Source organism: Kribbella sp. NBC_00662 (assembly GCF_041430295.1).
Lineage (GTDB): Bacteria > Actinomycetota > Actinomycetes > Propionibacteriales > Kribbellaceae > Kribbella.
The window spans coordinates 216,733-240,157 of sequence record NZ_CP109029.1; the positions used below are offsets into that span (position 1 = coordinate 216,733).

Here is a 23,425-nt window from a genome sequence, read left to right on the forward strand (position 1 = left end):
GTTTCAGCCTTTCAGGACAGGGATCTGCTGGATCGGCCAGCAGACTTCGGTTCGGTAGTCGGCCGGATCGGGCACGTCGCCCGGGCCGATGGGGTACAGCTCACGGATGGGTCCGGGCGCGACCTCGCAGTACTCCGCGACGTGGCTGCCGAGAGCGCCGTACGTGCGGTCGAAGTCGGTCATCGGCCCGGCGTGGACGGCGATCGCGAAGTACCCGCCGGGGAGATCGACGAGCTCGACCCCGGCGGCCGGGGCCTGGTCGGGCGCGACCGGGAGGAAGGCGACCACCTCGCCCTTGTCGTCGGTGAAGAACTCGTCGCTGTACGTCGCTCCCGCGGTCGCGCGGATGTCGCGTCCCACCTCGTCGAGTCGTCCGAAGGCGTATCCGCACCAGGGGCCGATCTCGTCCCGCAGTACTTGTCCGCGGACGCCGTACGCACGGAACGGCGGGATGAACCGGTACTCGACGTCTAGCACCGGCTGTCCGGGGGTGAGCAACTCGCGCAGCGACACGACCACGTCGCGGGTGTGCTGCAGCTCCTGCTCCATCCGCTCGAGATGGGCCCGCAGACGTTCCTCCCGGGCGGCGCCGTCACCGGCGTCGACCACCGCCCGTACGTCGGCCAGCGGCATCCGCAGCTCGCGCAGCCGGCGGATCAGCTGCGCAGTGTCGACCTGCGCGGTGCTGTACCGCCGGTAGCCGGACGCAGCGTCCACCGAGACCGGCGCGAGCAGCCCGATCTCGTGGTAGTGGTGCAGCGTCTTCACACTCAGATGCGTCAGGCGGGAGAACTCCCCCACCGTCACCGTCGCCGTCATGCGACAAGCTTCCACCCTCCGGTAACCGGAGGGTCAAACGAACTGCCCGCCTGGAGGTTTCTCCAGGCGGGCAGTTCGTCAGTCTGACCAGATCAGCCGCGGTAGCGGCCGATTACCTTGCTGAAGTCCCAAGGGTTCTGGGAGATGCCGGAGCAGCTGTCGGCGCTGCCGCCGGTGCAGGGGCGGTCGCGGTTGGCCGACCAGAACGTGAAGCGGGCCAGGTGGTGCTCGGACGCGTACGACAGCATCGACTCGAAGTCGGACAGGTTCACCCGCTCACCGGCGTTGTCGGTGTTCCCGTTCATCGACGAGATGCCGATCTTGCGGTACGCCGCGTCGTCACTCAGCCCGTACGCCGACTTCACCTGGTTCTTCAGCCCGTCGGCCGCCTGCCGGGTCAGCGTGCCCATGTTGTTCGAGCCGCCGCCGAAGTCGAACGGCATGATCACCCAGCCGTCCAGGTTCAGCCCGGACGCCGCGCCACGGCGGATCAGGTCCTGCCCGTTCCCGTCCGGCCCGGAGGTCGTCGTACCGAAGGTCAGGTACGTCGTGATGCCCGCGTTGTTCTGCTCGATGATCTTCAGCGCGTCGATCACCTTCTGCCGGACCGCCGGCTGAGCCACCTCCTGGTCCTCGATGTCGATGTCGATCGCCTTCAGCGACAACGCGTTGATCACCTTCTGGTACGCCGCCGCCAGCTCACTCGCCGACCCGCAGCTCTGACCGAGCTTGTTGCCCGACCAGCCGCCGAACGACACCACGACGTCGCCGCCGTTGGACCGGATCGTGTTGATCGCCTGCTGGTCCGCGCCGCCGGTCAGCGGCCGGCCGCCGTCCCACTGCGGGTTGCAGTATCCGTTGGACAGGATGAACGCCATCGTGAACCACTTCACCCCGGACGCGTTCATCACGGTCGCCGGGTTCGGCGGGTCACCCCAGCCCTCGTACAGGTACGGCGCGGCCGCCATCGGCGCACCGCCGGTCGGCGGAGACCCGTCGTCCCCGGCCGGGACGTTCCACTTCTGGTTGGCCGCGCCCGTGCAACTCCACAGCTGCAGCGGCGTACCGTTCGCGGAGTTGTTGCCGGTGACATCGAGACACTTGTTCGCCTGCGGGTTCACCAGATCGCGTCCGGCGGTGTACGTCCACTGCTGCGCGGCACTGCCGTTACAGGTCCACAGCTGCACCTTGGCGCCGTTCGCCACGGAGCCGCCCGAAACATCCAGACACTTGCCAAGGGCCCGCAATGTGCCATCACTCGACCGACTCCACTGCTGCGCGCCGGTCCCGTTGCAGTCGTACAGCTGGACCTGGGTCCCGTCCGCGCTGTTGGCCGCCGCGACGTCCGCACACTTCCCGGCCAATCCGGTGATCGTCCCGGTCGCCGCCTGCGCGGGCGTTGCCGTCATCAACAGACCGGCTCCGAGCACCAGCGCCCCGACTACCGCTGCCACGCGCTTCATGACACGCTCCACTTCTGGTTCGCGGCACCGGTGCAGCTCCACAGCTGCAGCGGCGTACCGTTCGCGGAATTGTTGCCCGTGACATCGAGACACTTGTTCGCCTGTGGATTCACCAGATCTCTCCCGCTCGTGTAGGTCCATTGCTGGGCGGCGCTGCCGTTGCACGAATAGAGCTGCACCTTCGCCCCGTTCGCGACGGAGCCGGCGTTCACGTCGAGGCACTTGCCGAGGGCATGGATCGTCCCGTCACCGGGACGGTCCCACTGCTGGGCCGTCGTACCGTTGCAGTCGTAGAGCTGCACCGCCGTACCGTCCGCACTGTTCGCGCCGGCGACGTCCATGCACTTGCCGGCCAGGCCGGTGATCTGACCGCCACCGCCACCGCCGCCGCTCTGGGTGCCGGACCAGGTGAACGTCGCCGAGGTCTTGGTCGGCAACGTGTAGGTGAAGGACTGGGAACCCCAGTTCACCCGCACCGACTGCGAGCTGCCGGTGGTGTTGAACGCGATCAGCGCCTTCGAACCGTCCGGGTTCTTCCAGGCCACGTTCTTCACCGAGCTGTTCGCGGTCGAGTCGATCCGCAGCGCGCCCGGCTTCACGAACTTGGTCAGGTGGCCCATCGTGTAGTACTCGACGGTCTTGGTGACCTGACCGCGCTGGCTGTCGTTGCGGTGCACGGTGACGAGACCGGTGCAGACGTTGCAGCCGGCGCCGACGAACGGCAGGTGGTTCTCGTCCAGCGCGATACCCCACTTCACCCACGACTTGTCCCAGTTGCGGGTGTAGTCGATCAGGTTGTTCATGTCCTCGACCTGCTGGTTCGGGATCCAGGTGCCGCCCGAGTGCTCGGTCATGTACGCGTTCACGTTCGGGTACTGGTTGTGGATCTGCGTCTGCAGGTTCACGTCACCGCCGTACCCGTGCCAGGCGATACCGCCGAAGTTCGGATCGTTGCGCAGGGCGGCGTCCGCGATCGGGACCGAACCGAGGTCGTTGTAGTTGCCCCAGTTGTAGTCGAGGATCAGCACCTTGGTCGTCAGCCCGGCGGCGTGGAGCGCGGGCATCAGGTTGTTCTTGGTGAACTCCAGCAGCCCGGAGCCGTTCCAGTTCATCGACGCGTAGCCGGTGTTGTCGTTACCGCAACACGTCGGCTCGTTCTGCACCGAGATGTAGTCGATGTGGTTGCCCTGGGCCTCGTTCTGCTGCAGGTACTTGACGAAGTACTGCGCGTACATCGGATAGTACTGCGCCTTCAGCCAGCCGCGGTGGACGAAGTCGTTGTTGTCCTTCATCCAGGCCGGCGCGCTCCACGGCGAGCCCATCACCTTGACGGCGGGGTTGAGCTGCCGGGCCTGCTTGGTCAGCGGTACGACGTCGGCCAGGTCGTGCTGGATGCTGAAGTCGTTCAGGTCGCAGCACGTGTCGTCGTAGGAGTAGTTGAACCGCGCGAGGTCGGAGGCGCCCATCGGGTTGCGGATGAAGGCGAGGCCGATCCCGTCGACCGGGTCGAACAGGTCCTTCATCACCTGGTTGCGGGTCGCGGCCGAGATCGTGTTGCTGCTGTTCAGCAGCCAGGCGGAGCTGTCGGCGAACGACGCGCCGCCACCTTCGAAGGACTGGTACGTCGTGTTCTCGTTGACCGTGATCGTCTGGTTCGCGGATCCGCCGGCCGGGCCGAAGCTGACCGGGGTCTGCTGCTGCAGGCCGCGGGTGACGTTCTGGCCGGCGCTGTCGTTGGTGGTGGTCAGCCAGATGTTGACCTGCTCGCCGGCGGCCTGCGCCGGTGGAGCGGTGCCGATGCCGAGTCCGGCGGCGGCCGCGCAGAGCGCAGCGACCACGAGCGGCAGGAAGCGTTTCATGGGGCGGTTCTCCCTTTGTATAAAGGAGTTTGGGGCGGTGTAGTTGCCGCGTCTGCCCGCGCCGCAACTGGTGGTCAGCAAGAGGTAACCATTCGTGCAAACCGGTGTCAACGCCGAAGCCGAGACTTTTTTCAGATCTTTTATTTAGTCCCGGGGTTGACCTGAGAGCGTTCTCACGGCACGCTGCCGTCCAATTCCTGTCCTCATTCAGACGCCCCCGGAAATGAGGTACTCATGAAGCGTCCCCGCATGCTCGCGTTCCTTGCGATCGGTGCCGCACTGGCCGGCACCGCGCTCCTCCAGCCTGCCGCCACCGCGCATCAGCAGGCCGCTGCCGCAACCACGGCAACGATCTGGGAGGACAACTTCGACGGCCCCTCCGGCCAGGCCCCCGACCCCGCCAAATGGCGGTACGACATCGGCGGCAGCGGCTGGGGCAACGACGAACGCGAGTACTACACCAACAGCACCCGCAACTCCGCCCTCGACGGCAACGGCAACCTGGTGATCACGGCCCGGCAGGAGAACGCCGGCTACCAGTGCCACTACGGCCCGTGCCAGTACACCTCGGCCCGGCTGCTGACCGCACAGACCTTCACCCAGACGTACGGCCGGTTCGAGGCGCGGATCAAGATCCCGCGCGGACAGGGGATCTGGCCCGCGTTCTGGATGCTCGGCGGCGGCAACTGGCCGAACGACGGCGAGATCGACATCATGGAGAACATCGGCAGGGAGCCGGCGACCGTGCACGGCACGATCCACGGACCGGGCTACTCCGGCGCCGGCGGTATCGGTGCCGCGTACAACCATCCGAACGGCTGGTCGTTCGCCGACGACTTCCACACGTTCGCGGTCGACTGGGTCCCGGACTCGATCACCTGGTACGTCGACGGCGTGCAGTACCAGCGCCGGACGCCGGCCGACCTGAACGGCAACACCTGGGTCTTCAACCACCCGTTCTTCATGATCCTGAACCTCGCGGTCGGCGGCTACTGGCCGGGCTACCCCGACGGTACGACGCAGATGCCGCAGACCATGACCGTCGACTATGTCCGCGTCTCCACGCTCGGCAGCTCGGGCGGCGGCGGCTCACAGATCACCGGCCTGGCCGGCAAGTGCCTCGACGTCGCCGGCGCGAACTCCGCCGACGGTACGACGGTCCAGCTGTACGACTGCAACGGCACGAACGCCCAGCAGTGGAGCCGCCCCGGCGACGGCACGATCCGTGCCCTGGGCAAGTGCCTCGACGTCGCGAACGCCGGCGTCACCGACGGCACCAGGGTCCAGCTGGCAACGTGCAACGGCAACGCAGCCCAGCAATGGACCTACACCGGCGGGCACGACCTGGTGAACCCACGCGCGAACAAGTGCCTGGATGTCACCGGCAACAACTCCGCCAACTCCACACCGACCCAGATCTGGACCTGCACCGGCGGTGCAAACCAGAAGTGGACCGTCTAACGAGGTAGCGCGCCACCGTCGCGCAACAACCGCACGACAGGAAGGGTCGCGGCGCCGAGAGCTACGGCGTCGCGGCCCAGTTCGCACAGGACGATGGACACCTGGGCATACGGCCGCCGGAGGGCGTGCTTGCCCACCTCGGCGCGTAGCTCGTCCAGGTGTTTCTCCCCGAGCAGCAGGCCGGCCCAGCCGCCGAGGACGATGCGCTCGGGGTTGACGAGGTTGACCAGGTTCGCGAATCCCGCGGCCAGGTAGCCGATCGTGTCGGCAATGATGGTTGCCGCCGGCTCCGACGTCGACGAGAGCAGCTCGACGAAGGCAGTCTCCTCGTCGCCCTCGACCAGCCCGCCGGCCTCGCGATACCGGTCGAGAACGCCTTCCGCACCGACGTACGCCTCGAGGCAGCCGAGCGCGCCGCAGCGGCACTGGCGGCCGCCGTACACGATCGTCATGTGGCCCCACTCGCCCGCGCTGCTGCGAGTGCCGCGGTAGCTGGATCCACCGGCCACAAGGGCGGATCCGACACCGGAGCCGACGAGTGCGACGACCGCGTCGGTCGCGCCGCGGCCCGCGCCGAAGTACATCTCGGCCTGGCCGAGCATGTTCGCGCCGTTGTCGACGTGCACCGGGATCTCGGTGCCCTCAGCAAGCATCTCGGCCAGCGGAACTGCTTCCCAGCCCAGCGTCTGCGCGTCGACGACCGCGTTGTCCTCGACCACACCGGCAACCGCCACACCCAGTCCGAGAACCTGCGAGGGCTGCACGCCGGACGACGTGACGACGCTCGAAAGCCCTTCCAGTACGTGCTTCACGACCTCCGCCGGCGTCGGCGTGCTGATCGGATGATCGGCGCGGGCGAGCACGTTCATCGCCAGATCGAACAGCTCCACCCGGACCCGCGTCTCACCGACCTCGGCGCCCACGACGTACCGGAACGTCGGCGCGACCCGCAGCAGCACCCGCGGCCGGCCGCCCTCGGACTCGACCGACCCGGCCTCCTCGACCACGCCTTCGGCGATCAGCTCCGCGACCAGGTTGCTCACGCTCGCGGCGCTGAGCGACGTCCGCACGGTCAGTTCCTGGCGACTCAGCGGACCCTCACGGTAGATGCTGGTGAGGATCACCGAGCGGTTGGACCGGCGCATGTCACGCACCGTGGTCCGGCGTACTTCCATCCTTACCTCACCCTGCCCGGCCCCGGGCGGGCCACTCGAACCCGAGTCCATCATGCCGCCCGGCGGCACGGAAGAGCTCCCTTCTTCCAGGTCGTGAACTAAGACCCGATTCGTTACCGCTCCGTGATTGACGGTGACTTGCGGTCTCGGCTTTGATCTACGGAACCGCTTCCGAAACCGGTTCCGACCGGTTGATCCGCCCAGCACCCCGACCGCCCGAGGGGAGATTCAGCGTGTCCATCACCATCGCCGATGTCGCGGCCCGCGCCGGTGTCAGCAAGACCACCGTGTCGCGCGTCCTCAACGGCAAGGGCGAGCTGGACCTCCGTACGGCGGAGCGCGTCCGGCAGGTGATCGAGGAGCTCGGGTACGTGCCGAGTGCCCGCGCGGTCGGTCTGGCCCGCGGCCGGACCCGGATCGTCGGAATGCTGGTCCCGTCGCTCACCTGGCCCTGGATGGGCGAGGTGCTGCAGGGCGCGGTCGACGTGGTCGAGAGCGAGGGGTACGGCCTGCTGCTGTTCACCTTCAACCGGGGTGCGGAATCCATGCAGCAGTTCGCCTCCCAGGTCTCGTCGCAGTCGTTCGACGGCCTGCTGGTGATCGAGCCCGAGGGCACGCTCACCTTCATCGAGCAACTCCACGCGCGTGGTCTGCCGGTGGTCCTGATCGACGACCGCGACAACCGCCCGCAGTTCCCGTCCGTCGCCACCACGAACTACGCCGGCGGCGAGGCCGCTGCCCGGCACCTGCTGGAGCTCGGTCGCCGCCGGCCACTGGTGATCACCGGCGTCGAGCGCTTCGGCTGTACCCACGAACGCCTGGACGGCTTCCGCGACACCTACGCGCAGGCCGGTATCGAGCTCGACCCGAGACTCGTGTTCGAAGGCGATTTCACCCACGAGAGCGGACGCCGCGGCGTCCAGTACGCGCTCGACGAACGACTCGACTTCGACGCGGTCTTCGCACACAACGATCTGTCCGCCGGCGGTGCCATCCAGGCCGTCCGGGAGACCGGGCGCAACGTGCCGAACGACGTGTCGGTGGTCGGGTTCGACGACATCCCGTACGCCGAACACACCGAACCGCCGCTGACCACGGTGCATCAGCCGATGCGCCAGATGGGTCAGGCCGCGGCCCGGATGCTGATGGGGTACTTCGGCGGCACGCCGCTGCCGGAGACCCCGCAGGTGCTGCCGACGACGCTGATCGTCCGCAGCTCAACCGCCCCGAAGGTCACCTCGAGGACCCGGCCCGCCCCGAAATCCCGGTCCCACTAGAAGAACTCCGGCGGCGGGACAGCTGCCCCTGTTCCGCCGCCGGCGTACCTCCCGACACCGAACCGATATGGCGTTCGCTCTTCCGATGAGAGCGTTCTCACGCCACGATGCACTGGCCCACCGGCTCAGGGTGGGCCATCCGCCAACAGATGCACAGGAGGAACCGATGCGAGCACGACGTACAGTCGCGCTGGCCCTCACGGGCTTGCTCGCGGCAGCCACGCTGGCTGCCTGCAGTAACGGGGACGGGAAGACCGAGAACAGTGGGTCGAGCAGTGGCGCGACCGTACTGAACATCGGTATGCCGAACGGGCCGCAGACCGAGAACCACAACCCGTTCCTCGGCTCCTCCGCCGGCGCCTCGTTGGGCTACCGCTGGATGATCTTCGAGCCGCTGGTGATGATCAACGGGATCAAGCCGACCGAGCCGGGCAAGCCGTGGCTGGCGACCGAGTGGAAGTGGGACGCCAACTACACCAAGCTCTCGCTGACCATCCGGGACGGCGTGAAGTTCTCCGACGGCCAGCCGATGACCGCCGACGACGTCGCGTACTCGTTCGAGCTGCGGAAGAAGTACGACGGCCTGAACCAGGACGCGATCCCGTACGGCACGATCACCGCGTCCGGCAACAAGGTGGACCTGACCTTCACCCGGTCGCAGTTCACCAACCAGAACAAGATCCTGACCGTGTTCGTGGTCCCGAAGCACCAGTGGTCCACGCTGAAGGACCCGACCCAGGACACGCTGAAGAACCCGATCGGCACCGGCCCGTACACGGTCAAGTCGTTCACCCCGCAGACCACCACGCTGACGCTGCGGGACTCGTACTGGCAGGACCTCCCGAAGGTCAAGGAGCTGCGGTACACGTCGTACAACGACAACAACGCGCAGACCACCGCGCTGGCCAACGGCTCGTCGGAGTGGAGCTTCGTCTTCGTCCCGAACGTGAAAGCCGTCTACCAGGACAAGGACCCGAAGAACCACAAGCTCTGGTTCCCGGCGAACCTCGGTATCCACGGGCTGTGGATCAACACCACCAAGAAGCCGTTCGACAACCCGGCCCTGCGCCGCGCGATGAACCTGGTGATCAACCGCGACGACATCTTCAACCAGGGTGAGGCCGGTTACTTCTACCCCAAGGTCGAGTCGATCACGGGCATCCCGACCCCGGCCGGTGACTCGTTCATCGCCCCGGAGTACAAGGACAAGAAGCACGCGGTCGACGTCGACGGCGCGAAGAAGGAGCTCACCGACGCGGGCTTCAAGCTCGAGGGCGACGTGCTGAAGGACCCGACCGGCAAGCCGGTGACGATCACGCTGACCGACCCGGCCGGCTGGTCCGACTACATCACCGACCTGGAGATCATCAAGGACAACCTGTCCACGATCGGCATCAAGGCGACCGTCGACAAGGCCAACCAGGACGCGTGGTTCAAGAACATCGACGAGGGCAACTTCGATGCGGCGATGCACTGGACCAACGGCGGCGCGACGCCGTTCGACATCTACCAGAACATCATGGACGGCAAGATCCTGAAGCCGGTCGGCAAGGGCGGCGTGAGCGGCAACTACGGCCGGTTCAACAGCCCGGAGGCGACCAAGGCGCTGGACCAGTACGCCAACGCCGCGGACGACGCGACCCGCACCACCGCGCTGAACACGCTGCAGAAGATCATGGTCGAGCAGATGCCGATCATCCCCACCTCGGCGTCCAACGTCGGCGGTCTCTACAGCACGAAGAACTGGGTCGGCTGGCCCGATGAGCAGAACCAGTACGGGCCGGCGCAGCCGACCCAGCAGAACGCTCTGCAGATCATCCTCAACCTGAAGCCCGCCGGCAGCCAGTGATTCGGACCGCGGCGCCAGGGGACTCTCCTGGCGCCGCGGACCCACGATTGGAGACCTATGACGGTCACCGAGACCGAAGTCGTTCTCGAGGCTGAAGGCCTCACCAAACACTTCCCGGTACGACGGGGTGTCCGCGATCTGCTGTCCCGCGAGCACAAGGTCGTGCACGCGGTCGACGACATCAAGCTCACGCTGCGCCGGGGCCGGGTGACCGCGCTGGTCGGCGAGTCCGGATCGGGCAAGTCGACGGTCGCGCGGCTGATGGCCCAGCTGTACGGGCGGACGGCCGGTGACATCCGCCTGCACGGCGAGTCGGTCACGGTCCGCGGCGGCCGCAGGTTCCGGGCGTACGCGCGCCGCGTGCAGATGATCTTCCAGGACCCGTTCGCCTCGCTGAACCCGACGCACACCGTCCGGTACCACCTGACCCGGTCGCTTCGCATCCACGGTCGCGAAGGTGATCTCGAGACGAACCTCCGCAACCTGCTGGAGCAGGTGCAACTGACGCCGCCGGAGCGCTATCTCGACAAGTTCCCGCACGAGCTGTCCGGTGGCCAACGGCAACGGATCTCGATCGCCCGCGCGCTCGGCGCCGATCCCGAGGCGCTGCTCGCGGACGAGCCGGTCTCGATGCTCGACGTTTCGATCCGCCTCGGCGTACTCAATCTCCTGCGTGACCTCAAGGAACGGCTCAACCTCGCCATCCTCTACATCACCCACGACATCGCGTCCGCGCGCTACTTCGCCGACGAGACGTTGGTGATGTACGCCGGACGCCTGGTCGAGGGCGGCGAATCGGAAACCGTCACACAGCACCCGGCCCACCCGTACACGCAACTGCTGATCGACAGCGCGCCCGACCCGGACCGGCTCGGCGAGCTCAGTACGCCGGAGGACCAGGCCGGCGGCGAACCGCCCAGCCTGATCGCGCCGCCCACCGGCTGCCGGTTCCACCCGCGCTGCGTGCACGCGATGCCGAAGTGCTCGACCGAGCTGCCACCCCGCTTCGAGCTGCCCGCACAAGGCCACTGGGCCGCGTGCTGGCTCTACGAGGAAGGGGCCGCTCGATGAAGTTCCTTCTGCAACGGCTGGCGTTCTACGTCTTCACCGCGTGGGCCGCGCTGACCATCAACTTCTTCATCCCGCGGCTGATCCCGGGCGACCCGGTCACTTCGCTGATCAACAAGTTCCAGGGCCAGATGAGCACCGAGGCGATCAACTCGCTGTACGTGCTGTTCGGCCTCGACAAGAACGCCTCGCTCTGGAGCCAGTACGTCGACTACTGGGGTCAGGTGTTCCACGGCGACCTCGGGCTGTCGTTCACGTTCTTCCCGACGCCGGTCGCGGACATCCTCAAGCAGAGCCTGCCGTGGACGATCGCGCTGGTCGGCATCACGACGTTCGCCAGCTTCATGATCGGCACGTCGCTCGGCGTCATCGCCGGCTGGCGGCGCGGTTCGATCATGGACGGTCTGTTGCCGGTGACAACCTTTCTGTCCTCGATCCCGTACTTCTGGCTCGGTCTGCTGGCGATCACGCTGCTGGCCGGTCCGGGCAGCTTCTTCCCGTCGTCCGGCGGCTACGAGCCCGGTCTGGTGCCGGGCTGGACCGGGTCGTTCATCGGCAGCGCGATCCAGCACAGTCTGCTGCCCGCGCTGACGATCCTGATCTCGTCGGTCAGCGGCTGGATCCTGACCATGCGGAACATGATGGTGACGGTGGCGTCGGAGGACTACATCACGGTCGCGCATGCGAAGGGCCTGTCCGAGCGGCGGGTGATGGTCAGCTACGCCGCCCGCAACGCCCTGCTGCCGAACGTCTCCGGCTTCGCGCTGTCGCTCGGCTTCATCGTCGGCGGCACGCTGCTGGTCGAGATCGTCTTCTCCTACCCCGGCATCGGCTACAACCTGTTCCAGGCCGTCGGCGCCAAGGACTATCCGCTGATGCAGGGCGTCTTCCTGGTGATCACGCTCTCGGTCCTGGTCGCGAACCTGCTGGCCGACGTCGCGTACCTGCTGCTCGACCCGCGTACCCGGAAGGAGGGCTGACGTGTCCGCACCAACCAGCACCATCACCGCGGTCACACCGGAGGGCCCGGAGGTCGCGGCTGTTCCGGCCAAGCGCCGCCGGCTCCGGTTCGTCGCGAACCCGAAGGCGGCGACGGGTCTCGTCGTCCTGGCGTTCTTCTGCATCGTCGCGATCATCGGCCCGTGGATCGCGCCGTACGACCCGTCGGCCCGCAGCAGTGATCTGATCCAGGCGCCGTCCGGTAAACACTGGTTCGGTACGACGCACCTCGGTCAGGACATCTTCAGCCAGGTGCTCGTCGGCACCCGCGGCGTGATGTTCGTCGGTCTGCTGGCCGGCCTGGTCGCGACGGCGTTGTCGATCCTGATCGGCGTCAGCGCCGGCTTCCTCGGCGGCGCCGCGGACGACGGTCTGTCCGCTCTGTCGAACGTCTTCCTGGTGATCCCGGCGCTGCCGCTGATCATCATCGTCGCCTCGACCATCCCTTCGGCCGGCGACCTGATGGTTGCCCTGGTCATCGGTTTCACGTCGTGGGCCTGGGGTGCGCGGGTGCTCCGCGCGCAGACACTGTCGTTGCGACGGCGGGATTACGTCGAGGCCGCGCGGGCGACGGGTGAGAGCACCTGGCGGTTGATCACGTTCGAGATCATGCCGAACCTGACCGCGATCATCGCGTCCGGTTTCGTCGGTACGGTGATCTTCGCGGTGATGTCCGAGATCACGCTGGCCTTCATCGGCATCTCGACGATCTCCGAGTGGAACTGGGGCACGATCCTGTTCTGGGCGCAGTCGCAGCAGGCACTGGCCCAGGGCGCCTGGTGGTGGTTCGTCCCGGCCGGCCTGGCGATCGCGGTCCTCGGTACCGCGTTGTCGCTGATCAACTTCGGTATCGACGAGTTCGTCAGCCCGCGGTTGCGGTCGAGCGGCCACACCCGGGTCAAGACCAAGGACGGGCACTCGGTCCGGATGCGGGTCGGCTTCACCCCGGTCCTCTCGTCCTCGCGCGAGCCCGTGACTCCCGTCGTACCGCGCAGTCGTCAGGAAGAGGTCGCATGAAGACGCCGGTGCTAGAGATCAAGAACTTCCACGTCGACTACGGCCTCGGCGAGGAGTCGGTGCAGGCGGTCCGTGACGTGACGCTGACGTTGCACCGCGGCGAAGTACTCGGCCTGGCCGGCGAGAGCGGCAGCGGGAAGTCGACGCTGGCGTACGGCGTGACGCGGCTGCTGCCGCCGCCCGGCGTGATCAGCGGCGGCTCGGTGATCTACCACCCGCCGACCGGCGACCCGTACGACGTGATGGCGCTGACCGATCCGGAGCTGCGGAAGTTCCGCTGGGCCGAGACGTCGATCGTGTTCCAGGGCGCGATGAACTCGCTGAACCCGGTGCACAAGATCTCCACCCAGATGATCGACGTGATCAGGGCCCACGAACCGCAGCTGACTCCGTCGGCCCGGATCGCCCGGGCGCAGGAGATGCTCAAGCTGGTCGGGATCTCGGCCGACCGGATGGACGCGTACCCGCATCAGCTGTCCGGCGGGATGCGGCAGCGGGTGATGATCGGGATGGCGCTCGTCCTCGAGCCCCAGGTCGTGATCATGGACGAGCCGACCACCGCGCTCGACGTGGTGATGCAGCGGCAGATCCTCGCGCAGCTGGTCGAGCTCCGGGAACGGCTCGGGTTCTCGGTCCTCTTCATCACGCACGACCTGTCGCTGCTGGTCGAGTTCTCCGACCGGATCGCGATCATGTACGGCGGCCGTATCGTCGAGCAGGCGCGCTCCGGCGACCTGTACAGAGACTCCCTGCACCCCTACAGCGAAGGCCTGCTGAAGTCCTTCCCCGCACTGCGTGGCGAACGGCGCGAGCTGTCCGGCATACCGGGCTCGCCGCCTGACCTGCGGGGCATGCCGTCCGGGTGTTCCTTCCATCCGCGGTGTCCGCAGGCCTTCGAGCGCTGCTCGACCGAGATCCCCGTGCTGGGTATCCCGGCGGCACGTAACGATCCCTCCCGTTCCGTCGCGTGCTGGCTCCCCGGCCGCACGGCTTAGAAAGGCGAACATGAGCAACGATTCTGAGCTGGTCGCGGGACTTCCGTCCGGATTCCGCTGGGGTGTCGCGACGTCGGCGTACCAGATCGAGGGTGCGATCTCCGCGGACGGCCGGACGCCGTCGATCTGGGACACGTACTGCCGGGTGCCCGGTGCGATCGACAACGGCGACACCGGGGACATTGCCTGCGACCACTATCACCGGATGCCGGCCGATGTTGCCCTGATCAAGGACCTCGGTCTGGACACGTACCGGTTCTCGGTGGCGTGGCCGCGGGTGCAGCCGCACGGCAAGGGGCCGGTGAACCCCGCGGGTATCGGGTTCTACGACCGGCTGGTCGACGAGCTGCTTGCCCAGGGCATCGACCCGTGGGTGACGCTGTACCACTGGGACCTGCCGCAGGAGCTCGAGGACGCGGGCGGCTGGCCGGTGCGCGACACGGCGTACCGGTTCGCGGAGTACTCGATGCTGGTGTTCGACGCGCTGAAGGACCGGGTCGACACCTGGACCACGCTGAACGAACCGTGGTGCTCGGCGATGCTCGGGTACGCGTACGGCGCGCACGCTCCGGGACGGCGCGAGTACCCGGCCGCGATCGCCGCGGTCCACCACTTGCTCCTCGCCCACGGACTTGCGACTACCGCCATGCGCGAGGCGTCGCCGCGTCCGTTGGACATCGGCATCACGTTGAACGTCGCGACGGCGTACCCCGCCTCGGATGCGGAGCCGGACGTCGACGCCGCCCGCCGGGCCGACGGGATGGGCCGGCGGATCTATCTCGATCCACTGGTGTTCGGTCGCTACCCGGCGGACGTGGTCGCCGATCTGGCCCGTGAGGGGGTGGAGTTGCCGATCGAGGACGGCGACCTCGACATCATCTCGGCTCCGATCGACGTCCTGGGCGTCAACTACTACTTCAGCCAGAAGTTCACCGGGTACGCCGAGGACGGCAGCACTGTCGACGCTTCCGGGTTGCCCGTCAGCCGCGACGTACCGCTCGGCAAACCGCGCACCGCGATGGACTGGGAGATCGTCCCCGAAGGCTTCACCGACCTCCTGCTCAGCATCGCCCGCGACTACCCCGACCTCCCCATGGTCATCACCGAGAACGGCTCCGCCTTCGAGGACGTCCCCGACTCCGAGGGCTTCGTCGACGACACCGACCGTACGGCGTACTTCACCTCCCACCTCGGCGCGGTAGCCGACGCCATCCACCAGGGCGCCGATATCCGCGGCTACCTCGCCTGGTCGCTGATGGACAACTTCGAATGGGCCTACGGCTACGCCAAACGCTTCGGGATCGTCCGCGTCGACTACGAGACGCAGCAGCGCATCCCGAAGGCCAGTGCGGCGTACCTCAAACAGCTCGCCGCCCTGCATCGGGGCCGCGGGACGTCGTGAGGTCCTCGGCGGCTACTCCGCGATCTCGCGACCGTGCGCAGTCAGCGCCCAGATGATCAGGAGGTTCATCGCGATCATCGTGACCGACCAGACCGGACTGGCGGCCAGGAATCCGACGTTCACGATCGCACTCGCCATGGCCACCAGGACACCGACGATCCGGGCCCACAATTTGCCGGCAAACACGGCCAGACCGGCCGCGGTGATGATGACACCACCGACGATGTGGACCCAACCCCAGACCGTGTAGTCGACCTGCACGGCGAGCCCCGACTTCTCGACCTCGAAGTAGCCGTCCTCGAACAGCGCGACCAGTCCCTGGAGCACATGGAAGACCCCGAGCAGCACCATGATCACGGCGGCAAACGCGATCCAGCCCACCCAGGCCGACATCATGGTGGGCGGGACACCGTGTGTCCGGTCCGGTTCAGCCACGTGAGCTGCTGCGGTCGATTTCGTGGAGTTCGACGTGGAATGCGACATGGCCCGTCCCCTCGATGGATCCTGGGCTCCAGACTTCGCCCAGTCGGCCCCGCTTGCCTCATCCGGCGAGGATGAGGCAAGCCCGGCCCGGAAATGACAACTTCCTGAGGGTGAGTGAGACACCGCGGCGATCCGGTGCCGGACAATCCGACGCCCGCGGACCACGAGGCGTGGGCCGGCTGGTCTGGTGGTGTTGTGCGTGTCTGGTGGCCGGGGTCGGAATACTGTGCGTGCTCGCCGAATGGGGCGTGTCGGCCACGGTCGTCTTCGTCGGGCTCGGCGCGCTGTTCGCGGCCGTCGTCGCGTCATCGATCTGGTCGGGCGACTTCGTGCCGGGAGCGACCCGCAAGATCACCCTGACGACGATTGCCGGCGCTGTTCTCGGACCGGCGGTGGCCGGACTGATCGGAGCGTTCGGCTCGGCCGGCCTGTTGATCGTGCTGATTCTGGTCTGTACGACGCCGGCGCTGATCACCTTCGTGCGAGCAAAATGGTTCGGAGCCGGCGACAGTCCGTCCCAATCGCAGAAGCCGGACGCCGCAGCCCCGATCCCGCCCGCCGAGCAGCAGTCGCCCACACAGACGCCACCGCACACTGACACCCCGCCGCCGACGGAGGCGCAACCGTCAGCAGAGGCACAGTCGGCAGCAGAGGCGCAATCAGCAGCCGAAGCGCAATCGGCAGCGGACCCGCACCCGGCAGCGGAGGCGCAGTCGGATCTTGGTGACCTCGACGACGAGGCGCTCTGCCTGGCGTGGCGCCGGAGCTTCGTCGAACTGGAGGCGGCCCCGACGGCAGACGAACGTTTGACCGTGGTCGCGCAGCGGCAGCGGTACCTCGACGAACTACACCGGCGATCGCCGCGCGGACTCGAGGCCTGGTTCGCCTCCGGCGCACGCGCCTCCGGTGACCCGTTCCCCTACATCGACGGAACCCGCCGCAAAACCGAGTAACCCTTGGCCCGTTCCGGAACGGGGCGAGTTCGTCCGCCGGGGATGACGCGGAGACGGGCCGACTGCGCCTACGGTCGACCTATAGGTGGAGCGTGCGACGAATCGTCGGGATCGATCCGCACGCAGCCCCGGCGTCGCTCTTGGTGTCCATTCTCTGAGGGGTGGATGGCACCAAGAGCCGTCCGCCGCAGGCTCCACGAACCCCGCTCGGACCCGGCTGCGACGTACGGCGGTGCGCCTCGGCGGGCGGACTCATCCGCGTGGGGTGAGGTGCGGGTCCGGCGACCGAGACAGCATCCAGGTAAGGGGCCGCCGGTTCCGGCGGTGCCTGACGCACGAAAGGGGATCTCGAATGGCTGCGAAACGGGCCGGGCCGGCCATGACGGGTTTGGTCGTGTTCGCGGGTGTGATGCTCGTGGTCACGGGGCTGGTCAACGTGTTCGAAGGATTGATTGCTCTGTTCAACGACGAGCGTCTGGTGATCACGCCGGAACACTTCGTCGTCGTGGACCTGACCGGCTGGGGATGGGTGCTGCTGATCTCCGGGCTGCTCCTGCTGGCCGCAGGATGCGGTCTGCTGGCGGCGCAGACATGGGCGAGGATCACGGCGATCGTCCTCGTGGGGCTGCACGTCATCCTGCAGATCCTGTCGCTCGGCGCCTACCCGATCTGGTCGCTGCTGATGATCGCGCTGGACACCGCCGTGCTGTACGCGCTGACTGCCGGTTGGAGTGACGCGCGCGACCGGATCGGCCGGCGCGACGACGCCGCCGCCTGGGACGTCCAGGAGACCGAGACTCCACCGAGCGCGACCGAACAGCGCGTACCACCGATGGCCTGAGCGCCAGGTTTGCGGCGTCGCACCCGCTGGTCCGAGTTCATCCCGCGGGGGTGATGCCGCCATCGGCGGCCTACGGCACTGTGGGCCGCACAGGACGCCGGGGCCTACGTCCTCGGGAGGGATGGAGAGACATGTCTGATGTAGACGTTCACGGACCCATCGACTTCGTACTCCTCGAGTTCACCGGCGACAAGCTGACCGGGCGGGCGGCCGAGGAACTCGTGAATCTGGTCGATCGCGGCATCATCTACGTGTACGACGTGATGCTGGTCGGCAAGGACGCGGACGGTTCGCCGTACCTGGCCGATCTGGCCGAGGCCGCCGCCGGGTTCGAGAACCTCAGTGGTGCCCGATCCGGAATCCTGGCCGACGACGACCTGGCCGCGGCGGCCGAGGCGATGGAGCCGGGCAGCTTGGCCGCGCTGATCGTCTACGAGAACACCTGGGCGATCCCGTTCGTCGCGGCGGCGCAGGAATCGGGCGGTCAGCTGATCGCCGGCGGACGGATCCCGGCCCAGGACGTGATGGAGGTACTCGACGCCCTGGACACCCTGGAACCGACGAGTTGAGGAGTCTGACATGCCAGGACTGTTACGAGGACTCGCCAGGACCGCCGCGGTCGCAGGCACCGCGTCGGCGGTGCACGGGCGGGTGCAGCGCCGCCAGGACAGGAAGTTCGCCGAACGCGACGCGGAGACGGCGGCCACCCGCGATCAGGCGTACGCCGAGCAGACCGCACCACCGCCCGCCGCAGCTCCTGCAGCTCCTGCAGCGCCGACCACGTCCGACCGCCTGGAGCAGCTCAAGAGCCTGGGCGAACTGAAGCAGTCGGGCGTTCTCACCGACGCCGAATTCGAGGCCCAGAAGGCAAAGATCCTCGCCGGCTGAGCCACACACCCCGAAGGCACCCGACCAAGCGTCGGGTGCCTTCAGTCAATCCGAGCCCGTCGCCCCGGCACGCAAGAAGCTCAGCGCGAGCACCCTCGGCACGCACTACTGGATCCGCCTGCTCCACAGCCGGGAAGCCGGCGATCCGCTTTCCTCCAGGCCAAGGAGGCCGCGCCGTCCGCACTCAAGGCGAAGCCCCCGGACCGCGCTTCGGCACCGCCCGCACCCCACAACGACGGCGAACGGGTAGTCGTCGGGCAGCGCCTGGCGCAGCTGGTCGGCGGACATCTTCCTCGCCCCACGGCGAACCGGCAACAGCCGCACGGTCCGAAGCGGCGCCGGGTGCGTGTGGCGGCCCCGGCCGCGCCTGGCAGCGCCGATTGCGCGGGGCGTCGCCGGTCACGCGTGGCGTCGCCGGTCAGGCGCGGCGTCGCCGGTCAGGCGCGGCAGCGCCGGTCGCGCGTCGTCACGCGCGGCCGGCGGCGCCATGCGGTTTTGGAGTCCAGTTACTGGGCGATCATCTCGCGCAGTTCGGCCTCCTGCTCGGCGGAGAGGTTCGACTCGATGAGCTCGGGCCGCAGGCCGCGCTCGTCGAAGGCCCCCTTCACCTTTTCGCCTACAGCATCGCTCGACATCAGGAACAGTGCCGAGGTTCCGGGCGTGATCTTGTCGCGAGCAGACTTGATGAAGTCGTCGTCGATGCCGACGTCGGTCAGCGATCCCGCCAGCGCGCCGGTCGCGGCGCCGATAGCGGCACCGAGCAGCGGAACGAGGAAGATCAGCCCGAACAGCATGCCCCAGAACATGCCGCCCATCGCCCCGGCGCCCGCGAGGCTGTGCAACTGCCGGGTCTTGGGCTTCTTCTTGCCCGGCTCCCAGGACACCGTGGCCGCGTCGTGGACCTGGATGAGCTGTTGTTTGGCCAGTATCTCCAGTGTTCCGACCGCGTCCTGGGCTCCTGTCGGGTTGTCGAACTTCCACACCGTCAGTGTCGCCATCGTGCACTCCCTCGGTTCGGTCTCTCCGTCATCAGCAGCCTCGGCCGACGACACGGCCGACGCCTCATCCCCACTGGATGAACGAGCCCTGAGCCGCCCCGGACGGATCGTCGATCCATCCACTCCGAGTGATGCAACCCGACGGCCAGTGCGGCGTACCTCAAACAGCCGGCCGCCCTGCACCGAGTCCGGTGAACATCTCCTCCCAATGCCCGAAGATCGTCCGGCCGTGGCCCTCCCCCGGCCGGACGATCAGCGTGGCATCCGGGATCCGTTGGGCGAGCCAACGACCGTGTGAGGGCGGCACCATCCGATCCGCCTCGCCGTACCACAGCCAGGTAGGCACGGTGAGCTGCGCAGGATCCACATCCCACGCGCCACCCCAGGCCACGTTGTCCCGCGCATAACCGTCGTACGACGCGAGCGCCTCACGCATGTCGGCTGCCCACACCCCACGCGCGGCCGCGTCCAGCCAGCTGAGCTCCTCCTCCGGCACTCCCTCGAACAACGCGTCCACCATCGTCGCGTCGTCGAGTGTCAGCAACCGGTCGAAGTCCTGCGCCGCTTGCTCGCGGAAGCCGTCCAGTGCACCACTGACATCGCCCGCATCCGCCAACGCGAGGAGCGGCAGATCCGGGTCGTCCGGATCCGCCGGCTCGATCACCCGCCACGGCCCGACCCCGCCCGCGAGCCCAACCGCCTGCACCCGTTGCGGATCCGCGAGCCCGGTGGCGATCGCATACGGCCCACCACCCGAGGCGCCGAGTACGGCGAACTCGCCGACGCGCAGCTGATCAGCAACCTGCAGGGTGTCGTGGGCAACCGATGCCAAGCTCGGCGAGGTGTACGTCGACGCGCCGTACCCGGGCCGGCTGAACGAGATCAGCCGCACACCGCACTGTCCGGCGACCGTGTCGCCGAGTGAAGCCTGCAGCCGGCTGGACGGCGTCCCGTGCTGGAAGATCACCGGCGAGCCTGCTGGGTCGCCGCCTTCCCACGTCTCGACGACCCGATCGTCCGCCAACACAATGCGTTCTGGTCTAGGCAAATTGATCACTCACCGTTACCGTAGTGGCGGATCTCGAGGGGGGCTCGGGGACCGGGGGAAGGACTCATCATGTCTCAGCACCATCCGCACGACCCGAACCAACCACAGTTCCCGCAATACCACTCACCACAGCAACCACCGCAACCACAGCAACCACCGCAGCCGCAGCAGGCGCCGTACTCGCCGCAGCCGCCGGCACCGGGGTCGCAGAAGAAGCCGCTGTCGAAAGGTGCAAAGGTCGGGTGGGCTGTGTTGTCCGGCCTGATTCTGTTCGCCTTCGGCGCCGCGGCCGGCAACGCGGGCGCCGGCAAGCAGTCCACAGCTTCAGCGGATGCGCCCGCACCAACAACGACCGTGACGGTCCCAGGCCAGACGGTCGAGGTCACCGCCCCGCCGACAACCGTCACGGTGACCGCTCCACCGGCCAAACCACCAACTGACCCCAAACCGACCACCGCACCGAAGACCAGCAAGACCACCTACAAAAAGCTGACCGCCCGCCAATGGGCGAGGATCGCCAAGAGCCCCGACGACCACATCGGCGAGGCGTACATCGTCTACGGCCGCGTCACCCAGTTCGACGCCGCAACCGGCGAGGACGCCTTCCGCGCCGACATCGACGGCGTGAAACACAAGGTGGAATACGGCTTCGTCGACTACCCGACCAACACCGTCCTCACCAACCTCTCCGCCGACGTCTCCGACCTGGTCGAGGACGACCTCTTCCAGGCCAACATCCAGGTCCTGGGTTCCCTGTCCTACGACACCCAACTCGGCGGCGAAACAACAGTCCCGAACCTGTCCGTCATCTCCCTCAAGGTCATCGGCAGCGTGAAGTAACCACCGTCGGCCCGGTGCGACGCGCCGGGCCTCCGGGCGCCGACCACTTGGAGCCCGGACGATCGGAACATGCGCAGAATCGCCCCGTCTGCAGTCATCGTCGTGGTCTTGGCTGTCATCAGCCCAACAGTTCCCGCAACGGCCTCAGCTCCGGCCGAGGCACACACGCCCACTCAGCTCGTGGCCGACTGGACTCCCCCGCTGAGCACTCGCGGTCGCTACATCGTCGACGCCAACGGCAACCGTTTCCGCCTCAGGTCCGGCAACTGGCATGGCGCCAGCGGCACCTGGAACGGGTCCGGCGACCAGAACGACAACGCGAACCACCACGCCGGCGAGAACAGCAACCGGATGCCGCTAGGGCTCGATCGAGCACCGTTCGCCGACATCATCTCCGGCTTCGCCGAACTCGGGCTGAACAGCATCCGCCTCCAGTTCTCCAACGAGCTGATCCACGACACGGCCCCCATCCCATCCGCCGCCGTCGCCGCGAACCCGAGCCTGGCCGGCAAGACACCGCTCGAGGTGTACGACGTCGTCGTACAGCAACTGACCGCCGCCGGGTTCGCCGTGATCCTGAACAACCACACCAACACCACCCGCTGGTGTTGCGGGGTGGACGGCAACGAACGCTGGAACGCGAGCCAGTCGACCGAGACCTGGGAGAACGACTGGCTGTTCATGGTCAACCGCTACAAGACCAACCCGCGCGTGGTCGGCGCGGACCTCTACAACGAGGTACGGCGCAACCTCCTCGACGACCCGAACTGGGGCCTCGGCGACGACCACGACTGGTTCGCCGCCTCGCAACATCTCGGCGACCGCATCCTCACCGAGGCGAACCCGAACCTACTGATCGTTGTCGAGGGCATCAACTGGACCGGCATCCCGGTCGACGGCTTCCCGCACGACCGGCCGACGCTGACCCCGGCGCGCTATCTGTCCCACACGTTGGTTGCCTCCGACAAGCTCGTGTACTCGGCACACTTCTACGACTACACCGGGCCTCGCCACAGCGGCGCGACCGGAACGGGTGAGACGAGCGATCCGCGGTACCGCGACCTGTCGCCCGAAGAGCTGATCAGCGAGCTCAACCGGCAGGCGTTCTTCGTCACCGGCGAGGAGGGACACTTCACGGCACCGCTCTGGATCAGCGAGTTCGGCATCGGCGGTCGTGAGGAGACGGGGACGTTGCCGCGCGCCTGGTTCGAGCACTTCGTCGACCAACTGATCCGCACCGACGCGGACTTCGCCTACTGGCCGATCGTCGGTTGGCACAACACGAACGGGACCCCGGACAACGGCTGGGCTCTACTCGCGTGGGACTCCACCGGCCACCGCATCGGCCTGTACGACGGCGACGACTGGCGCGCGTCCGCCTGGACCCGACTGATGAACGCCCCGAGCAAAACCGGACCGGTCGACGCCACGACCGTCTGGAAGATGCTCAGCCCCGACCACGGCGACTTCGTCGAGTCCCTCAGAATGCGCGCCGCCGGCGACTGGGACAACGGCGCCCGCAAGGCCGCCTGCCCCGACGGCCTACGCATGATCGGCCTCAGCCACACCGCCAACCGAGGCCTGTGCCGCTCAGGCGGCCCGACCCCGTCGAGCTCCTACGAGGCCGTGAAGGACGAGCGTCATGTCTCGACCGACTGGGCATCCGGCTACACGAAGTACCAGTGTCCCCCGAACTTCTACCTGACCGGCTACAGCGTCCGCGGCGCCCGAGTCTCCTCCGCTGTCTGCACAGCGACCTCCCAGTCCCTGGGCTCAACCGGCCGCACCATCTGGTTCGACCGCGGCGACAACCGCAACGGCGCCGGCGGCGACTTCGCCACCGGCAACTACAAAGGCCAATGCGCCGACAACGAGTACGCCGCCGGCATCGCCTTCACGACCCGAGTCGGCTCCACCGGTACCCCGGACGCCCTGTACTGCCGCCGGCTCGCGGGATGACTGTCGCCCAACTCCGCCAGGATCGAGCCCT

21 protein-coding genes and 1 pseudogene are annotated in these 23,425 nt (G+C 67.5%); 15 read left to right on the plus strand and 7 right to left on the minus strand.

Annotated elements, in window-relative coordinates:
* Positions 1-3: 3 nt before the first annotated feature.
* From OHA10_RS01060 to OHA10_RS01070, 3 genes are all read right to left on the minus strand, one after another.
* Positions 4-819: a MerR family transcriptional regulator gene (locus tag OHA10_RS01060; RefSeq protein WP_371404265.1), complete on the minus strand. Its 816-nt coding sequence runs from the start codon at positions 817-819 to the stop codon at positions 4-6.
* A 92-nt stretch (positions 820-911) separates the two neighbouring features.
* On the minus strand, positions 912-2,282 hold the full coding sequence (locus OHA10_RS01065; RefSeq protein WP_371404266.1) for a ricin-type beta-trefoil lectin domain protein: 1,371 nt from the start codon (positions 2,280-2,282) through the stop codon (positions 912-914).
* On the minus strand, positions 2,279-4,141 hold the full coding sequence (locus tag OHA10_RS01070; protein ID WP_371404267.1) for a ricin-type beta-trefoil lectin domain protein: 1,863 nt from the start codon (positions 4,139-4,141) through the stop codon (positions 2,279-2,281). Before OHA10_RS01070 ends, OHA10_RS01065 begins: the two co-directional genes overlap by 4 nt.
* A 234-nt stretch (positions 4,142-4,375) precedes the next feature.
* Here OHA10_RS01070 and OHA10_RS01075 point away from each other — a divergent pair, with 234 nt between their 5' ends.
* The gene (locus OHA10_RS01075) at positions 4,376-5,602 is read left to right on the plus strand and encodes a family 16 glycosylhydrolase (protein WP_371404268.1); all 1,227 of its coding nucleotides are present in this window, start codon (positions 4,376-4,378) and stop codon (positions 5,600-5,602) included.
* On the opposite strand, the gene OHA10_RS01080 is transcribed toward OHA10_RS01075, so the two are convergent.
* On the minus strand, positions 5,599-6,777 hold the full coding sequence (locus OHA10_RS01080) for an ROK family transcriptional regulator (protein ID WP_371404269.1): 1,179 nt from the start codon (positions 6,775-6,777) through the stop codon (positions 5,599-5,601). The two genes, OHA10_RS01075 and OHA10_RS01080, sit on opposite strands and share 4 nt — an antisense overlap.
* A gap of 233 nt (positions 6,778-7,010) precedes the next feature.
* Here OHA10_RS01080 and OHA10_RS01085 point away from each other — a divergent pair, with 233 nt between their 5' ends.
* From OHA10_RS01085 to OHA10_RS01115, 7 genes are all read left to right on the plus strand, one after another.
* Positions 7,011-8,054 (plus strand): LacI family DNA-binding transcriptional regulator, encoded by a 1,044-nt coding sequence (locus OHA10_RS01085; RefSeq protein WP_371404270.1) that lies wholly within the window; start codon positions 7,011-7,013, stop codon positions 8,052-8,054.
* A gap of 166 nt (positions 8,055-8,220) precedes the next feature.
* Positions 8,221-9,903, plus strand: a complete 1,683-nt coding sequence (locus OHA10_RS01090; RefSeq protein ID WP_134108868.1) for an ABC transporter substrate-binding protein — start codon at positions 8,221-8,223, stop codon at positions 9,901-9,903.
* Positions 9,904-9,960: 57 nt separating this feature from the next.
* Positions 9,961-10,974, plus strand: coding sequence for an ABC transporter ATP-binding protein (locus tag OHA10_RS01095; RefSeq protein WP_371404271.1), 1,014 nt, complete (start codon positions 9,961-9,963; stop codon positions 10,972-10,974).
* On the plus strand, positions 10,971-11,951 hold the full coding sequence (locus tag OHA10_RS01100; protein WP_371404272.1) for an ABC transporter permease: 981 nt from the start codon (positions 10,971-10,973) through the stop codon (positions 11,949-11,951). Before OHA10_RS01095 ends, OHA10_RS01100 begins: the two co-directional genes overlap by 4 nt.
* Position 11,952: 1 nt before the next feature.
* Positions 11,953-12,987 (plus strand): ABC transporter permease, encoded by a 1,035-nt coding sequence (locus OHA10_RS01105; protein ID WP_371404273.1) that lies wholly within the window; start codon positions 11,953-11,955, stop codon positions 12,985-12,987.
* Positions 12,984-13,982 (plus strand): ABC transporter ATP-binding protein, encoded by a 999-nt coding sequence (locus OHA10_RS01110; RefSeq protein WP_371404274.1) that lies wholly within the window; start codon positions 12,984-12,986, stop codon positions 13,980-13,982. The genes OHA10_RS01105 and OHA10_RS01110 overlap by 4 nt, the downstream gene beginning before the upstream one ends.
* 10 nt (positions 13,983-13,992) lie before the next feature.
* A complete protein-coding gene (locus tag OHA10_RS01115) occupies positions 13,993-15,384 on the plus strand; it encodes a GH1 family beta-glucosidase (RefSeq protein ID WP_371404275.1) in 1,392 nt (463 codons plus the stop codon).
* A gap of 12 nt (positions 15,385-15,396) precedes the next feature.
* On the opposite strand, the gene OHA10_RS01120 is transcribed toward OHA10_RS01115, so the two are convergent.
* On the minus strand, positions 15,397-15,819 hold the full coding sequence (locus OHA10_RS01120; protein WP_371404276.1) for a hypothetical protein: 423 nt from the start codon (positions 15,817-15,819) through the stop codon (positions 15,397-15,399).
* Positions 15,820-16,097: 278 nt separating this feature from the next.
* Here OHA10_RS01120 and OHA10_RS01125 point away from each other — a divergent pair, with 278 nt between their 5' ends.
* From OHA10_RS01125 to OHA10_RS01145, 5 genes and pseudogenes are all read left to right on the plus strand, one after another.
* Positions 16,098-16,820 (plus strand): hypothetical protein, encoded by a 723-nt coding sequence (locus tag OHA10_RS01125; RefSeq protein ID WP_371404277.1) that lies wholly within the window; start codon positions 16,098-16,100, stop codon positions 16,818-16,820.
* A 352-nt stretch (positions 16,821-17,172) separates the two neighbouring features.
* Positions 17,173-17,661: a hypothetical protein gene (locus tag OHA10_RS01130; protein WP_371404278.1), complete on the plus strand. Its 489-nt coding sequence runs from the start codon at positions 17,173-17,175 to the stop codon at positions 17,659-17,661.
* Positions 17,662-17,792: 131 nt separating this feature from the next.
* Positions 17,793-18,230 carry a DUF6325 family protein gene (locus OHA10_RS01135; RefSeq protein ID WP_371404279.1) on the plus strand — a complete coding sequence of 146 codons (438 nt, stop codon included), beginning with the start codon at positions 17,793-17,795 and terminating at the stop codon, positions 18,228-18,230.
* Between the two features lie 10 nt (positions 18,231-18,240).
* Entirely contained in the window at positions 18,241-18,549 is a 309-nt protein-coding gene (locus OHA10_RS01140; RefSeq protein WP_371404281.1) for an SHOCT domain-containing protein, read from the plus strand.
* A gap of 108 nt (positions 18,550-18,657) precedes the next feature.
* Positions 18,658-18,816, plus strand: a pseudogene (locus OHA10_RS01145) (DUF2252 family protein); the annotation flags it as partial.
* Between the two features lie 239 nt (positions 18,817-19,055).
* Here OHA10_RS01145 and OHA10_RS01150 read toward each other — a convergent pair.
* On the minus strand, positions 19,056-19,547 hold the full coding sequence (locus OHA10_RS01150) for a DUF1269 domain-containing protein (protein WP_371404282.1): 492 nt from the start codon (positions 19,545-19,547) through the stop codon (positions 19,056-19,058).
* A 160-nt stretch (positions 19,548-19,707) separates the two neighbouring features.
* A complete protein-coding gene (locus OHA10_RS01155) occupies positions 19,708-20,571 on the minus strand; it encodes an alpha/beta fold hydrolase (RefSeq protein WP_371404283.1) in 864 nt (287 codons plus the stop codon).
* A 93-nt stretch (positions 20,572-20,664) separates the two neighbouring features.
* Here OHA10_RS01155 and OHA10_RS01160 point away from each other — a divergent pair, with 93 nt between their 5' ends.
* On the plus strand, positions 20,665-21,435 hold the full coding sequence (locus tag OHA10_RS01160) for a hypothetical protein (RefSeq protein WP_371404284.1): 771 nt from the start codon (positions 20,665-20,667) through the stop codon (positions 21,433-21,435).
* A gap of 69 nt (positions 21,436-21,504) precedes the next feature.
* Positions 21,505-23,394 (plus strand): glycoside hydrolase family 5 protein, encoded by a 1,890-nt coding sequence (locus OHA10_RS01165; RefSeq protein WP_371404285.1) that lies wholly within the window; start codon positions 21,505-21,507, stop codon positions 23,392-23,394.
* The last annotated feature ends 31 nt before the right edge of the window (positions 23,395-23,425 follow it).

What these genes read in the sequence shown, in the direction of transcription:
- OHA10_RS01135 (WP_371404279.1), top strand. Translation starts at nt 17,793, where the DNA reads ATGTCTGATGTAGACGTTCACGGACCCATCGACTTCGTACTCCTCGAG.
- OHA10_RS01060 (WP_371404265.1), bottom strand. Translation starts at nt 819, where the DNA reads ATGACGGCGACGGTGACGGTGGGGGAGTTCTCCCGCCTGACGCATCTG.
- OHA10_RS01065 (WP_371404266.1), bottom strand. Translation starts at nt 2,282, where the DNA reads ATGAAGCGCGTGGCAGCGGTAGTCGGGGCGCTGGTGCTCGGAGCCGGT.
- OHA10_RS01095 (WP_371404271.1), top strand. Translation starts at nt 9,961, where the DNA reads ATGACGGTCACCGAGACCGAAGTCGTTCTCGAGGCTGAAGGCCTCACC.
- OHA10_RS01070 (WP_371404267.1), bottom strand. Translation starts at nt 4,141, where the DNA reads ATGAAACGCTTCCTGCCGCTCGTGGTCGCTGCGCTCTGCGCGGCCGCC.
- OHA10_RS01075 (WP_371404268.1), top strand. Translation starts at nt 4,376, where the DNA reads ATGAAGCGTCCCCGCATGCTCGCGTTCCTTGCGATCGGTGCCGCACTG.
- OHA10_RS01130 (WP_371404278.1), top strand. Translation starts at nt 17,173, where the DNA reads ATGGCTGCGAAACGGGCCGGGCCGGCCATGACGGGTTTGGTCGTGTTC.
- OHA10_RS01100 (WP_371404272.1), top strand. Translation starts at nt 10,971, where the DNA reads ATGAAGTTCCTTCTGCAACGGCTGGCGTTCTACGTCTTCACCGCGTGG.
- OHA10_RS01110 (WP_371404274.1), top strand. Translation starts at nt 12,984, where the DNA reads ATGAAGACGCCGGTGCTAGAGATCAAGAACTTCCACGTCGACTACGGC.
- OHA10_RS01165 (WP_371404285.1), top strand. Translation starts at nt 21,505, where the DNA reads ATGCGCAGAATCGCCCCGTCTGCAGTCATCGTCGTGGTCTTGGCTGTC.
- OHA10_RS01160 (WP_371404284.1), top strand. Translation starts at nt 20,665, where the DNA reads ATGTCTCAGCACCATCCGCACGACCCGAACCAACCACAGTTCCCGCAA.
- OHA10_RS01150 (WP_371404282.1), bottom strand. Translation starts at nt 19,547, where the DNA reads ATGGCGACACTGACGGTGTGGAAGTTCGACAACCCGACAGGAGCCCAG.
- OHA10_RS01140 (WP_371404281.1), top strand. Translation starts at nt 18,241, where the DNA reads ATGCCAGGACTGTTACGAGGACTCGCCAGGACCGCCGCGGTCGCAGGC.
- OHA10_RS01080 (WP_371404269.1), bottom strand. Translation starts at nt 6,777, where the DNA reads ATGGAAGTACGCCGGACCACGGTGCGTGACATGCGCCGGTCCAACCGC.
- OHA10_RS01090 (WP_134108868.1), top strand. Translation starts at nt 8,221, where the DNA reads ATGCGAGCACGACGTACAGTCGCGCTGGCCCTCACGGGCTTGCTCGCG.
- OHA10_RS01115 (WP_371404275.1), top strand. Translation starts at nt 13,993, where the DNA reads ATGAGCAACGATTCTGAGCTGGTCGCGGGACTTCCGTCCGGATTCCGC.